Source organism: Actinoplanes sp. NBRC 103695, from assembly GCF_030269485.1.
Lineage (GTDB): Bacteria > Actinomycetota > Actinomycetes > Mycobacteriales > Micromonosporaceae > Actinoplanes.
Genome location: NZ_BSTL01000011.1, coordinates 99116 through 113427, shown reverse-complemented (window position 1 = coordinate 113427; position 14312 = coordinate 99116). Strand labels below are relative to the sequence as shown.

Genomic DNA, 14312 nt, shown 5'->3' with positions numbered 1-14312 from the left:
GCCGGCCATGAACCGGGTCGTCATCGCCTTGGACGTGGGTGGCACCGGCATGAAGTGCGCGCTGGTCCACCCGGACGGCCGCGTGCTCTGGACCGAGCGGCATCTGACCCGGGCCGAACGCGGTCCCGAGGCGGTGACCGAGAACATCCTGTCGGTGGCGCTCGGGCTCCGCGAGAAGGCCCGTTCCGACGGGCTGGAGCCGGCCGCGGTCGGCCTGGTCGTGCCCGGCGTCGTGGACGAGGCGAACGGCGTCGCGGTCTGGTCGTCCAACGTCGGCTTCCGGGACGTGCCGATGCGCGACCTGGTCGCCGCGCACGTGGGGTTACCCGCCGCCCTGGGACACGACGTCCGGGCGGGCGGCATGGCCGAGGCGCGATTAGGCGCCGGCCGGGGCGAACCGCACGTCCTGTTCATCGCGATCGGCACCGGCATCGCGGCCGCGCACGTGGTGAACGGCGCCGCGTTCGCCGGGGCGCACGGCGCGGCCGGTGAGGTCGGGCACGTGATCGTGCGGCCGGGCGGACCGCTCTGTGCGTGCGGCGGCCACGGCTGCATGGAGGCGATCGCGTCGGCGTCGGCGATCGGCCGGAGCTACACCACGCTGTCCGGGGTGGCCGGGTCCACCGCCTTCGACGTGGCCACGCGGGCGGCGGCGGGCGAGGCTCTCGCGCGTACGGTCTGGATCGACGCCGTGGAGGCCCTGGCCGACGGCCTGCTGACCGCCCAGGCCCTGTACGACGCCGGGATGATCGTGGTCGGCGGCGGGCTGGCCGAGGCCGGCGAGGACCTGCTCGCGCCGCTGCGGGCCGCACTCGACGCGAGGAAGCGATTCCTGCGGCTGCCGCGCGTGGAGCGGGCGGCACTCGGTGATACCGCGGGGTGCCTCGGCGCCGCCCTCCTAGGACTGGACGCTCTTACGTGAAGATCCCTGGTCGCATCGTCCGCCCCGGCTCGATCGTCACCGGCCACGTGGAGGTGTCCGGGCCGGCGATCATCTCGGTCGACGCGTTGCCGGTCGAGACCACCGACTACGTGGTGCCCGGCTTCGTCGACCTGCACTGCCACGGCGGGGGCGGCCACTCCCTCGCCACCGGCGACGCCTCCTCGGCGGCCGAGGCCGCGGCCTTCCACCTGGCGCACGGGACGACGACGTTGCTGGCCAGCCTGGTCAGCTCGCCCCTCGCCCTGATGCGGGAGGCGGTCGCCGCCTACCAGCCGCTGGTCGCCGATGACGTCATCGCCGGGGTGCACTTCGAAGGGCCCTATCTCTCCGCCGTCCGATGTGGAGCACAGAACACCGACTTCCTGCGCGACCCGGACCTGTCCGAACTGCGCGAACTCGTGGCGTCCGGGATCGTCCGCGCCGTCACGATCGCTCCCGAGCTGCCCGGCGCCCTGGACGCGATCTCCTTCCTGGACGAGGCGGGCGTGGTCGCGGCCATCGGGCACACCGACGCCACGTACGAAGAGACCCTGAAAGGTGTTGAAGCCGGCGCCACGCTCGGGACGCACCTCTTCAACGGGATGCGCCCGGCCCACCACCGCGAGCCCGGCCCGATCATCGGCCTGCTCAGCTCGCGGCGGGCCGTCGTCGAGCTGATCGCCGACGGCGTCCACCTGCACGACGGGATGCTGGCCTTCGCCGCCCGCACCGCCGGCCCCGACCGCACCGCCCTGGTCACCGACGCGATCGACGCGGCCGGCATGCCCGACGGCACCTACGAGCTCGGCGGCCAGACCGTGACCGTGGCGGACCGGGTCGCCCGCATCGGCACCGGCTCGATCGCCGGCAGCACGCTGACCATGGACGCGGCCCTGCGCCGGGCGGTCGGCGCGGGCCTCTCGCTGCCGGACGCGTGCACGATGGCGTCCACGACCCCGGCCCGGGTGCTCGGGCTCTCGGACCAGGTGGGCGCCCTGGCGGCCGGCCTGCGCGCCGACCTGGTCGTACTGTCTGAAGATCTCCAGGTCAAACGCGTGATGCGAGCCGGAGTCTGGCTCTGACGAGCTGCCCCCTACCGGACTCACTATCCACCTAGGATCGTCGATGTCCGGATTTTTCCGATCGACGGGGGAACGTCTTGAGGAAGCTACTGACCGGCATCGCCGGGGCCCTGCTCGCCGCCATGCTGATCCCGGCCGCGCCGGTGCACGCCGCCGCCCCGCCCGGCACCAGCCTGCAACTGATGTCGTGGAACATGTGCGGGTCGAAGCGCGCCACCTGGAACTGCGGCGCGTACGGCACGGTCGCCGACAAGCTCGGCGTCGTCGAATACCACGTGGCGAACAACTTCGTGCAGGCCATGCTGCTGCAGGAGATCTGCGAGAACGACCTGAGCGCCCTGATGGGCCGGCTCGGCGCCGGCTGGAGCAGAAGCTTCGCCCCCTACCGGTACGCGAACGACGGCGTCCTGTCCAACACACCGTGCGGGGACTCCGGTACGGACCGGATCGGCACCGCCATCGTCGTGAAGGCCGGCCTGTCCGATCCTCGAACCATCGCTACGACCCAGCCGTGGACCGGGCTGCAGCGCCCCTTCCAGTGCGCGACGGCGACCTACTTCAACAGCATCCGCCTGTGCAACCTCCACCTCACCCCGCGGGCCGGCAATCCCGACCACCCCGAGTGGGAGTACGCCGACGACCAGCTCGCCGAGATCAAGACCGTGGTCGACGGGTACGAGCACGTCGCCTTCGGCGGCGACCTCAACGTGGTCCCGCCGGACTGGGCGGCCGACAGCTCCCGCGACTGGCTGTGGCCGGCCGGCCTGTACTGGAACGGCCCCGGCACCCCCGGCTACCGCGAGTGCGACCAGACGGACGCCACCCGCACGGGCCGCTCGACGACCGTGTGGGGCGTCAAGTTCGACCACATCTTCAGCACCCAGCCGAAACGCTGGTGCGCGGTCGGCACGTCGGCCTACTCCGACCACGCGGTCGTGATCTACAGCATGGAAATCGCCTGACGGGTTTCCGCGATTCGAGACAGCGGACTCCGGCACCTATGGGGTCCGCTGTGACGCGAAGGTTCCTCCGGCTCGCTGATGGGCAGGCGTTGCCGCCGACGTTTTCTGGTGCGCGGCGCTGCTGCCGGCGTTTCCGCTGGGGGCGGGGTGGGGTCGGGCCGGGTTTGCCAGGCGCCCGGGGTGCCCGCTCACCGTCGCTGCCGCCGCTTGCGGTGGTAGCCGGGCGCGGCGGTGGTAGCCGGGCGCGGCGGTGGTAGCCGGGCGCGGCGGTGGTAGCCGGGCGCGGCGGTGGTAGCCGGGCGCGGCGGTGGTAGCCGGGCGCGGCAGTGGTAGCTAGGCGCGAGGGTGATAGGTCGAGGCGATATCTGCGGCGTTGACGGTCGGCCCGGCTCTTGCGCGCCGACCGCACCGGGCGGCCGGTGGTAGGACCGGGCGCTATCCACTGAGTTTCCCCCGCTCTGAGCTACCACGCGCGCGGACCGTGGTGGCTCAGGGCGGCACTCCGGCCCGGATGCCGCTCTGAGCCACCACTGCGTGCCTGTCCTACCGCTCGTGCCTGCTCCTACCACCGGACCGAGCCCGGCCACGGCCGCGAGCGGCGGCAGAAACGGTGAGCGGGCACCCGGGCCGCATGGCAACCCGGCCCGACCCCACACCCTGCGGAAACGCCGGCAGCAAGGCCGGACCAACTCTTCGCCCTGAAAAGGTGCCACCCGACCCCACACCCTGTGGAAACGCTGGCAGCAAGGCCGGACCAAACCTTCGCCCTGAAAAGGTGCCACCCGACCCCACACCCTGTGGAAACGCCGGCAGCAAGGCCGGACCAAACCTTCGCCCTGAAAGGTGCCAGTGGTAGAACCTGGTGGTATCTGGGCCTCCGATATCGCCAGCTTTCCCGCGAGTTCGGGAATTCTGAGGGTTAGTCGGTGCGAACTCACGGGTGTGGTCGGCTGCAGGTAGCCGATGGGACGCCGGGTCACGGGATCTCGGGTCTGTGTCTCGATGCAGTTCGCGTTCCTGCCGGTGTGCCCGGCGGAGAAGGGGGCTGTTCTGGTCACGGCCGGATACATCGTGTATCCGGCCGCTACCAGCGCCTGCATCCACGGGCCCCGATCGGTCTCGATCCCGACAAGCCGCAGCTCAATTGTGCAGCGCTCGCCGATCTGCGGGGGCTCGGCGGCTGGGGACGGGCCGATCAGCCCGCGGCGGACGGGCTTGGGCGGGTGCGGCGGCGGGCGGCGGGTGTCTGGCCGTAGTGCCGGCGGTATGCCTTGATCAGGTGGCTCTCGTCGGTGAAGTGCCAGCGGGCGGCGAGTTCGGAGACCGTCCACGTGGTGGAGAGCAGTTCCGTGCCGGCTCGTTCCAGGCGTCGTTGCCGGACGTAGCCCATCACTGAGATGCCTTCCCGGGCGAAGGCCCGGTGCAGGGTACGAACGGATACGTGCAGCGTGGTGGCGATCGCGGCCGGGTTGAGGCCGGGGTCGGTGAGCAGCCGCCGGTCGATGCACTCCCTGGCTGCGGCGACCAGTGCCGGTGATTGGTGGTCGTCGTCGATGACCTGCTGGTCGAGCAGGCCACGGAACAGCTCCAGGGTGGCGTTGCGGGCGGCGGCGCCGACGCCGTCGCCCAGGTCGAGGCAGCTGCGGATGTGGGCCAGGAGCAGGCGGGCGGCCGGCGAGTCGCGGTCGGCGGGCACGGCTGATCGGCGGGCTCTGGGGCCGGCTTCCTCGATCGGCACCGACAGCATGAGGGCGTGGGTGCCGCGGTCCACCTCGAAGTCCCACGGCTGATCGTTGCGCCGGATGTAGGCTCGGCCCGGCCCCACCACCGCGGAGCGTCGCGCCGAGCCGAATCGCCACTCGCCCCGGAAGGTGAAATGGCTGACCACCCGGTCGGCGAGGTGACCGTGCGAGCCGCCGGTCCGGCCGGCCACGGCGTCGCTGTACTGGTCCTCGACGACCAGGTCGAGAATGCCCAGGCGGCGGATGCGGACCCGGTAGGAACCCTCGCTGTGGCGGGGCAGCGTCAGCGGTGGAGGGGGGACCAGATCTCCGGCCTGTTGTCGCCACGCGGTCCGCAGCGTGTCGTCGCGGCGGTCGTCGGCGTAGTCCACGTTGATGTCGATGTCGAACCGTCTGCGAGCGCGATCTCGTCGCATCAACATCTCCCGCCGCTGGTGTGCTCATGGTATTCAGCGGGCACCCGCCGGGCGGCGTGCTTGGTGCGTCCGTACACACCGGAATGTCTCGGCGCGTGAGTTGGCGCGTGGATACCGCCGGCGTGGCATCGCCGTACCGGTGCGCGCGGGCGCCGCGTCCTAGCGTGACGCAATGTCCGAAATTTTGACTTCCGTCTTCGACCGGCTCGTCGACGCGCGACCGCCGGCCGAGCCCACCGTCCTCTTCGAGACCGCCACGGTGCTCGGCGGCAGCATCGCCGGCCTGCTGGCGGCGCGGGTGCTGGCCGACCACGCACGGCGGGTCGTCATCGTCGAGCGGGACGAGCTTCCCAGCACGCCGCAGCCCCGGCCCGGCACGCCTCAGGACCAGCAGGTGCACACCCTGCTCCCGGCCGGTCAGCGGTGGATCGAGCGGTGGCTCCCGGGTTTCACCCAGGTCGCGGTGGACCGGGGTGCCGTCCTGTCCGGGCCGGGCACCACGTCCACCGCCTTCGACGGCCACCGGCAGGTGCGTACCGACACCGACTTCTGGCTGCTCGTGGCCGGCCGTCCGCTCCTGGAAGCCTGCCTGCGCGAGCAGGTTCTCGCCCGGCCCGAGGTGTCCGTCGTCCGCGGTCGCGTGACTGGCCTGCGGTTCCGGGACGACGCGGTCAGCGCGGTGACCTACCTCGACGACGATCGCGAGCGGGTCCTGGCGACGGACTTCACCGTGGACGCGACCGGCCGCGCGAGCCGGCTGCCGGCCTGGCTCCGGGAGCACGCCTTCGACCAGCCTCGACTCGAGCGGCTGACCGCGCCGATCAACTACGCGACCGCCCTGTTCCGCCGCGACGAGCCGACGTCCGAGCTGGAGATCGCCTGCGCGCTGGGCCTCTTCTCGCCCGGGCACGGGGCCGGCGGCGTGTCCGTCGCGGCCGCCAACGCGATCGAGGACGATCAGTGGATCGTGATGCTGATGGGCTACGACGATTCCCGGCCCGGCCGCACCCTCGATGAGTTTCGCGAGATCACCGCTCAGCTGCCGGGGGTCTTCGGCCGGGCCGCGGGCGGGCCGATCACCCGCGAGATCCTCACCTACCATCAGGAGGAGAGCCGGCTACGCGACTTCACCGGGCTGCGGCGCTTCCCGGCGCGGCTGGTCAGCGTGGGTGACGCCGTCGCGTCGTTCAACCCGATCTACGGGCAGGGCATGAGCTCGGCGGCCCTGCACGGCTCGTGCCTCTCCGCCCATCTGACCGGCGGACCCGATCTGAGCGCCCCGGCCACCGGCTTCTTCGAGCTTCAACGGATGGTCGTGGACGCGGCCTGGGCGATCTCGGCCGGCGGCGACGCCGAGCGCCTCGACGCCGTGCACGGCACCGAGGTTCCCGCCGAGGTGAGCCGCCAGCGCCAGATCCTCCGGCAGATCATCGGCGCCACGCTGAGCGACCCGGTCGTGGCCGAGGCCTTCAACAACGTCTCCTACATGCTCCGGCATCCGGCCACGCTCGCCGATCCCGCCATTGTCGAACGTGCCGTCGCCGCGACCACCGGTGCCGCCGGCTGAGACCCGCATCCCCGGCGGGGTCGGGGTCCGGCGCCAGGTTCGATCTCGTCATCCGGTCGCGCCGGACCGTCACCGCCGAGGGAAACACCCCAGACCGCCGTGGGGAAGGCCCGCGCCGCGGTGGGGTGCTGCCGTCGGGACTCTCATAGTCCTACCACTGCCGGGTCTGGACGTGGGGCCTAGCGTGGGCTCGGTGTTCACCGACATCGAAAGCTTTCAGCAGGCGCTTGCGGCGACCGGGCTGGCGCCGGTGCTGGGCGGGCGGCACGACGAGGCGGAGTTTCGGGCCGGGGTCGCGGCTCGGGACTTCGGGTCGCTTCGGCTGATCGAGCTGGTCACGCCTGCGGGGGAGTGCTTTCGGACGGCCCGGATCGCCCGCGCGGTGGACGAGGAACTGTGGCAGATCGAGCTGATGACTCGGGGGCGAGCGCGGGTCGAGCAGGGATCCGGTAGTGCCGATCTCGGGCCGGCCGACCTGGTGCTCGTCGACCCGGCGCGGCCGGTGCGGTTCGCCAGCACCGCTTCGCGGCATGTGAGTGTGCTCGTGCCTCGGCGGGAGCTTCGGCTGCGGCCACGGGACGCCGAGCGGCTGGTCGGGGTCGGCATCCGCGGGGACCGTGGGCCGGCCGCTCTGGTGTCCGCGCTGATCAACGCCCTGCCTCGGTCGAGGGTGGTCGGCGGTGGGCTCGCGGAGCGGTCGGCGGGGGCGGTGATCGAGCTGATCTCGGTGGCGTTGGAGGAGCAGCTCGGCGGCGTGAGCCCGGACACCGACGAGGCGCTGCGGCGGCGGGTTGTGGGATTCATCGAGGCGCGACTGTCCGAACGGGAGCTCGGACCGGCCTTCATCGCCAGGGCGCACCACATTTCCGTACGCCGGTTGCACAAGCTCTTTGAAAGCGAGCCCCTCACGGTGGCGGCGACGATCCGACGGCGCCGGTTGGAGCGCTGCCGGGCCGAGCTCGTTCGGGGCGACCGCACGGTGACGGCCGTGGCGGCCCGCTGGGGCTTCACCGATCCGGCCCACTTCAGCCGGCTCTTCAAGGCGACCTACGGCTACAACGCGGCGGCGCTCAGATCCAGCAACCGGGCACGGACGGTCAACGCGCCGGCCGGGCGGCGCGATGAGGATGGTGGCGCTCACAACGGAGAAAGGTGATCACGTTGGAACAGTCGGTTGAGGCGATCAGTGCCATTCCGCACCGGATGTACGAGGCCTGGAACCGCGGGGACGTCGCCGGGTTCTTCGCCGACTTCGCCGAGGACGTCGTCTTCGCGGAGCTGGAGGGGACCATCTATCGCAGCCGCGCCGAGGCGGTCGCTGCGCATGAGGTGCTCCTGGACACGGTCATGAAGGGCTCGCGGCTGGAGCGGGGCGAAGTCCATTTCGCCCGGATCGTCAGCCCGGGCGTCGGCGTCGTCCACAGCCGGGTCGGCATCCTCATGCCGGGCGAGCAGGAGCCGCCGTCGACGCGGTACTCCATGCAGCTCTTCGTCACGGTCTGGCAGGAGGACCGCTGGGTGGTGGTCGCCTTGGAGAACGCGCGCCTGCTCTCCCTGCAGAGCATGGCCGCCTTGGAGTCCATGCCTGCCTCGTGAAGCGATGGCCGCGGGGGCCCGCGCCCGCCTGGTGAAGGACTAGGCGCGGGCGTGCTGCTCGGCGAAGTTGGCCAGCCAGGAGACCTGAACCGGGTCGAGGGACGGGCGGATCCGGCTGCGGGCGGTCGCCACGTTGGCCGCGGTGACCGTGGTGGCGTCGAGCGACTCGCGCATCGCCGACAGGGCCGACTCGCGGATCAGGGCCGCGCAGTCGGCGGCCGAGAAACCGTCCAGGTCGGCGCCGAGCGCGGCCAGGTCGACCTCGCCGTCCAGGGGCACCGAGCGGGACGACGCCTTCAGGATCGCCGTGCGCGCCTCGCCGTCCGGTGGTGGCACGTAGACCAGTCGTTCCAGGCGGCCGGGGCGCAGCAGCGCCGAGTCGATCAGGTCGGGGCGGTTGGTCGCCCCGATCACCACCACGTTGCGCAGTTCCTCGACGCCGTCCAGCTCGGTGAGCAGGGCCGCCACCACGCGGTCGGTGGTGCCGCCGTCGGTGCCCTGGCCGCGCTGCGGTGCGAGGGCGTCCACCTCGTCCAGGAAGACCAGCGTGGGTGCGGCCTCGCGGGCGCGGCGGAAGAGCTCGCGGACCGCCTTCTCACTGTCGCCGACCCACTTGCTCAGCAGCTCGGCGCCCTTGACGGACAGCACGTTCGCCCGTCCCGTACCCGCGATGGCCTTGACCAGAAAGGTCTTGCCGCACCCGGGCGGGCCGTAGAGCAGCACGCCCCGCGGCGGCGAGACGCCCAGCCGCGCGAACGTGTCCGGATAGGTCAGCGGCCACAGCACCGACTCGGTGAGCACCTGCTTGACGTCGGCCATGTCGCCGACGTCGTCCAGCGTGACCGACGCGACCTCGAGCGTCGACTCGGCCATCGACGTCGGCCGGACCACGTCCAGCGCCGCCTCGAAGTCCGGCATCGCCACCGTGGGCGACTCCGCGTCCTTCTGCCGCAGCGCCGCCCGGACACCCGCCTCCCGGGCCAGCGCGCCCAGGTCGGCCGCGACAAAGCCGGGGGTACGCCCGGCGACGTCGTCCAGCCGTACGTCCTCGGCCAGCGGCATGCCCCGGGTCAGCACCCCGAGCTGCTCGCGGCGCATCGCCTGGTCGGGCAGCGCCACCGCCAGCTGCACCGCCAGCAGGTCGGGCGATCGCAGCTCCGGGTCGACCGCCTCGGGCCGGCTGGTCGTGCAGACCACCGCCACGCCGGCCTTGACCGTTTCGGCGAGCACCTGGCGGAACACCGTCGCCATCGGACCGGGCTGTTCGCGCGGGGCGAGCGCCTCCACGTCGGCGACCAGCAGCACCGAGGGGCCGCCCCGGCGGGCGTCCTGGGCGGCGGCGCGCAGCCGGGTCGCGGCGGCGTCGTTGGTGAGCGCGGCCAGCTCGGGCGCCCACAGCGGGAAGACCTCCGCGCCCACCCCGGCGGCGACCGCCCGGACCAGCGCGGCCTTGCCCGACCCGGCCGGACCCGAGATGAGGACGCCCAGCGACACCGTGGTGCCCAGCCGGCCCAGCACCTCACCGTGGTGGAAGCCGAGGTCGAGCAGCTCGGTGAGTTCCTTGGCCTGGGCGCGGAGCCCGGGCAGGTCGTCGATGCTGGGCGGCGGCACCTCGGGATCGGTCGTGGCCCGTTCCCGGGGCTTGGCCGTCGTGCCGACGGTCGGCCGGGTCTGTTCGCCGTGCTCCCAGGCCACCAGGGTGTCCATCGTGACCAGCGCCGCGTCCGCGTCGTCGACCGCCACGACCTCGAGCAGTGTGCTCGTCCAGGCGTAGCCGACCCGGTTGGACAGGCTGCGCCGGGCGCCCTCGACGGCGGCCCGGTGGTCGGCCGGGAGCAGCACGTCCTGTGGCAGCAGCGACACGTCGTCCCCGGCGCTGACCACCTTGCCGAGCAGTGCCAGCCGGAGCATCTCCGGCGAGATCACGGCTACGATCTCGGCCGGCCCGCGCAGGGCGACCCGGCGGGCGGCGACGACCGGGATCGGCGTCACGGTGACCTGGCCGCCGTCGCGCATGCCGAGGTTGCCGATCGTGAGGTCGTCCGCGTAGAGCAGCGCGCGGCTGGCGGTCCCCTCGGCCTTGGCCGCGATGCCGGCCGTCGTCCGGGCGCCGACCAGCCGCAACGGGTCGCCGGGGTTGATCGCGAGCGCGGCCATCACCTCGGGATGCAGGCGAACGATGCCGCGGCGTGCGTCAAGTGCCGCGGGCCGCTGGGTCACGGTCAGCGTGAGATCGTCTGCCACGCGTACAAAGCTATCGTCTCCGCGCCGGTCGCATCCCCTCGCTGGTAAGGGCTGTTCGCGACGGTGGAGACCGAGCGCGTCACTCACGCGGGTTGCAAGTCGAGGTGGGTCGCGAACAGCCCTCAGTTCACAGCACTCGCACAGTTGAAGGGAGATAGTTTTGGCCGCATGCAATCAGGCCGTCGTAGGGTTCTGTCCGCCGCGGCGGTTCTGGTGATCGTCGCGGGTGTCGTGGTTGCCGCCGTGGCGCCTGATCGGGACTCCTGGACGACGTCCGATCAGATGATCGCCGTGCCGGAGGCGCCGGGCGGGGCCGGGACGATCGACCTGGACAGCCGCCTCTACCTGCCGCGCGACCGGGACGGCAAGGTGCCCGCGGTGCTGCTGGCGCATGGTTTCGGCGGCACCAAGAACTCCGTACGCACCGATGCCCAGTCCCTGGCCGAGCGCGGCTACGCGGTGCTGACCTGGACCGCGCGGGGCTTCGGGCGCAGCGGCGGCCAGATCCACCTGGACAGCCCGGACTACGAGATCCGCGACGGGCAGCGCCTGCTCGACTGGCTGGCCGCCCGGCCCGAGGTGCGGACCGATGCGACCGGCGACCCCCGGGTGGGCGTGGTCGGCGGGTCGTACGGCGGCGCGCTCGCCCTGCTGCTCGCCGCCCAGGACCGGCGGGTGGACGCGATCGTCCCGCTGATCACCTGGAACGACCTGGGCCGCTCCTTCCTGCCGCAGTCCGCCGACACCGATGCGACCGGCGTGTTCAAGAAGGGCTGGGCGGGGCTGTTCTTCGGCAACGGCGCGGCGGCACCGACCTCGGAAGGTACGGCGGAGACACCCGACGGCTCGGGGGAGCAGCCGGAGCTTCCGCAGACGCTGCCGCCCGGCATCAACCCCGCCTGCGGACGGTTCGCCGCCGACGTGTGCGCCGCCTACCTGAGCATGGCGACGACCGGCATCCCGGACGAGGCGGCGCTGGCGGTGCTGCGGAAGTCCAGCCCGGCGCCGGTGCTCGGCAACATCAAGGCGCCGACGCTGCTCATCCAGGGCGCGGTCGACACGCTCTTCCCGCTGTCCGAGGCGGACGCCAACGCCCGGGGCATCGCGGCCGGCGGCACACCCGTCCGGGTCGCCTGGTTCACCGGTGGCCACGACGGCGGGCTCGGGCCGCAGACCGACCAGGACCGGACCAAGTTCCTCACCGCCCAGTGGCTCGACCACTACGTCAAGGGCGAGGGCGCGGCGCCGGCCGACAGCTTCACCTACTCGCGGGTGGCCGGGTTCAGCGCGCTGGACCGCGGGCTGGTCACCAACGGGTACTCGGTCGACGCGTACCCCGGAATCAGCGGGACCGGTCGCAGCGAGATCTCCCTGAACGGCCCGGCGCAGCCGATCGCGAACCCGCCCAACGGCAATCCCGGGGCGCTCTCCTCGCTGCCCGGCATCGGCGGCCAGCTCTCCACCGTGCTCGCGGGCGTGGCCGGCGACATTCCCGGCCAGCACGCCACCTTCGCCTCCGAACCGGTCGCCACCTCGGTCGACGTGGCCGGCGCGCCGACGGTCCGGCTGCGTGCCGCGTCACCGACCGGCGAGGCCACGTTGTTCGTCAAGCTTTACGACGTGGACCCGGCCGGCGTCGAGACCTTGAGCGCGGGGTTGGTCGCTCCGGTCCGGCTCACCGGCCTGCCCAAGGACATCGCGCAGGCGCAGCCGGTGACCGTCACGCTCCCGGCGATCGTCCGGCGGATCCAGGCAGGCAACGCGCTGCGGATCGTCGTGTCCACCTCTGACCAGGGCTTTCTCACTCCCGCCGCGCCCACCACCTACACGGTCGCGGTCGAGCCGACGCTCTCGCTGCCCACGATGGTGGGCACGCCGATCAGCAACCCCCAGGTCATTTGGCGGTACGTGCTGGCCGGCCTGCTCGCGGCGATCCTTCTGGGACTGGTCGTGGTGCTGCTGGTGCGCCGCCGCCGGGCCGCCCGGGCGCCGACCGTCGAGGAGTTCGCCGACACCCCGCTGGTGGTACGTGGCCTGCGCAAGGAGTACGCGGACGGCTTCGTCGCGGTCGAGGAGATCAGCTTCACCGTCGAGCGTGGCCAGGTCGTCGGGCTGCTCGGGCCGAACGGCGCCGGCAAGACCACCACGCTGCGCGTCCTGATGGGCCTGACCATGCCGACCAGGGGCGACGCTCTGGTCTTCGGCAATCCGCTGGTGCCCGGGGCGCCGATCCTGTCCCGGGTCGGCTCGCTGGTCGAGGGGCCGGGCTTCCTGCCGCACCTGACCGGCGAGCAGAACCTGCGGGCGTACTGGCAGGCGACCGGGCGGCCGTGGGCGGACGCGAGGTTCGACGAGGCGCTGGAGATCGCCGGGCTGGGCGACTCGGTGCACCGGCGGACCAAGAACTACAGCCACGGCATGCGGCAACGCCTGGCCATCGCGCAGGCGATGCTCGGGCTGCCCGACCTGCTGGTGCTGGACGAGCCGACCGACGGGCTGGACCCGCCGCAGATCGCCGAGATGCGCCGGGTGCTCCGGCGGTACGCCACCGACGGGCGGGCGGTGCTGGTCTCCAGCCACCTGCTCGCCGAGGTCGAGCAGACGTGCACGCACGCGGTCGTGGTGAACAAGGGCCGGATCGTGGCGTCCGGGCTGGTCGACGACATCGTCGGCGAGTCGCCGTCGGTGCAGATCGAGGTGACCGACGTGGCCGAGGCCGAACGGGTGCTCGCCGGGATGGACGTCGCCTCGGTGCTGCCGGACGGCGCGACCGGGCTGATCGTCGACATGAACGGCACCGCGCGCTCCGAGGTGGTGGCGTCGCTGGTCAGAGCCGGGGTGGGCGTCGACCGGGTGGTGCCGCGGCGCCGCCTGGAAGATGCGTTCCTGGCCTTGGTGGGGGAGAACTCGCGAGGAAGTGGAGACCGATGAGCGCCGCTACCGGGTACCGGCCGTCGGCCACGTTGCCGATCTGGGCCGAGGTGAAACGGCAGGCTTCACGCAGGCGTACGCAACTCGCTCTCGGTTTTATGGCTCTTCTGCCCTTGATCGTGCTGGTGGCGTTCGAGTTCGGCGGGTCGGACGACGACGACAACGGCGGCGGGCAGTTCTCCAGCCTGGTCGACCTGGCCACCTCCGGCGGGCTGAACTTCGCCCTGTTCAGCCTGTTCGTCTCGGCGTCCTTCCTGCTGGTCGTGGTGGTCGCGCTGTTCTGCGGCGACACCGTGGCCAGCGAGGCGTCCTGGGGCAGCCTGCGCTACCTGCTCGCCGTCCCGGTGCCGCGGGCCCGGCTGCTCGGCGTCAAGCTGGTCGTGGCACTGATGTACTCGCTGCTCGCCCTGCTCACGCTGGCCGGGGTGGCACTGCTGGTCGGCACCCTGCGGTACGGCTGGCACCCGCTGGGCAGCACGATCGCCGCTGAGATCCCGCCCGGCGAGGGCCTGCTCCGGCTGCTCGGCATCCTCGGCTACCTCGCCGTGATGCTGCTGATCGTGGCCGGGCTGGCGTTCCTGCTCTCGGTGCTCACCGACGCGGCGCTGGGCGCGGTCGGCGGCGCGGTGCTGCTCTGGATCATGTCCAGCATCCTGGACCAGATCGAGGCGCTCGGCGTGGTCCGCGACTTCCTGCCCACCCACTACAGCGAGGCCTGGCTGGGCCTGCTCTCCACGCCGATGCAGACCGACGACATGGTGCGCGGGGCGATCTCCGCGGTCAGCTACGCCACGATCTTCTGGTCGATCGCGTTCTGGCGGTTCACCCGCAAGGACATCACGTCGTGAGC

10 protein-coding genes are annotated in these 14312 nt (G+C 72.2%); 8 read left to right on the top strand and 2 right to left on the bottom strand.

Annotated features, from left to right (window positions below; all coding sequences use genetic code 11):
* Positions 1–7 precede the first annotated feature (7 nt).
* The 3 genes from QSK31_RS20965 to QSK31_RS20955 all read left to right on the top strand — a co-directional run bounded on the left by QSK31_RS20965 (position 8) and on the right by QSK31_RS20955 (position 2966).
* Complete coding sequence (locus QSK31_RS20965; RefSeq protein ID WP_285685939.1) at positions 8–922, top strand: ROK family protein; 915 nt, start codon at positions 8–10, stop codon at positions 920–922.
* The gene (nagA, locus tag QSK31_RS20960) at positions 919–2004 is read left to right on the top strand and encodes an N-acetylglucosamine-6-phosphate deacetylase (RefSeq protein ID WP_285685938.1); all 1086 of its coding nucleotides are present in this window, start codon (positions 919–921) and stop codon (positions 2002–2004) included. Before QSK31_RS20965 ends, nagA begins: the two co-directional genes overlap by 4 nt.
* A 77-nt stretch (positions 2005–2081) precedes the next feature.
* Positions 2082–2966, top strand: coding sequence for an endonuclease/exonuclease/phosphatase family protein (locus QSK31_RS20955; RefSeq protein ID WP_285685937.1), 885 nt, complete (start codon positions 2082–2084; stop codon positions 2964–2966).
* Positions 2967–4161: 1195 nt separating this feature from the next.
* Here QSK31_RS20955 and QSK31_RS20950 read toward each other — a convergent pair.
* Positions 4162–5124: a helix-turn-helix transcriptional regulator gene (locus tag QSK31_RS20950; RefSeq protein ID WP_285685936.1), complete on the bottom strand. Its 963-nt coding sequence runs from the start codon at positions 5122–5124 to the stop codon at positions 4162–4164.
* A gap of 172 nt (positions 5125–5296) precedes the next feature.
* Between QSK31_RS20950 and QSK31_RS20945 the strand changes: the two genes are divergently transcribed.
* The 3 genes from QSK31_RS20945 (at position 5297) to QSK31_RS20935 (ending at position 8287) form a co-directional block, all read left to right on the top strand.
* Positions 5297–6691 carry an FAD-dependent oxidoreductase gene (locus QSK31_RS20945; protein ID WP_285685935.1) on the top strand — a complete coding sequence of 465 codons (1395 nt, stop codon included), beginning with the start codon at positions 5297–5299 and terminating at the stop codon, positions 6689–6691.
* Positions 6692–6884: 193 nt separating this feature from the next.
* Positions 6885–7847, top strand: coding sequence for a helix-turn-helix domain-containing protein (locus tag QSK31_RS20940; protein WP_285685934.1), 963 nt, complete (start codon positions 6885–6887; stop codon positions 7845–7847).
* A 5-nt stretch (positions 7848–7852) separates the two neighbouring features.
* Positions 7853–8287: an SgcJ/EcaC family oxidoreductase gene (locus QSK31_RS20935; protein ID WP_285685933.1), complete on the top strand. Its 435-nt coding sequence runs from the start codon at positions 7853–7855 to the stop codon at positions 8285–8287.
* Between the two features lie 39 nt (positions 8288–8326).
* Here QSK31_RS20935 and QSK31_RS20930 read toward each other — a convergent pair whose 3' ends face one another.
* Positions 8327–10531: an AAA family ATPase gene (locus QSK31_RS20930; RefSeq protein ID WP_285685932.1), complete on the bottom strand. Its 2205-nt coding sequence runs from the start codon at positions 10529–10531 to the stop codon at positions 8327–8329.
* A gap of 168 nt (positions 10532–10699) precedes the next feature.
* Here QSK31_RS20930 and QSK31_RS20925 point away from each other — a divergent pair, with 168 nt between their 5' ends.
* Both QSK31_RS20925 and QSK31_RS20920 read left to right on the top strand, forming a co-directional pair.
* Positions 10700–13462 (top strand): alpha/beta fold hydrolase, encoded by a 2763-nt coding sequence (locus QSK31_RS20925; protein WP_285685931.1) that lies wholly within the window; start codon positions 10700–10702, stop codon positions 13460–13462.
* Entirely contained in the window at positions 13459–14310 is an 852-nt protein-coding gene (locus tag QSK31_RS20920) for an ABC transporter permease (RefSeq protein ID WP_285685930.1), read from the top strand. Before QSK31_RS20925 ends, QSK31_RS20920 begins: the two co-directional genes overlap by 4 nt.
* Positions 14311–14312 lie beyond the last annotated feature (2 nt).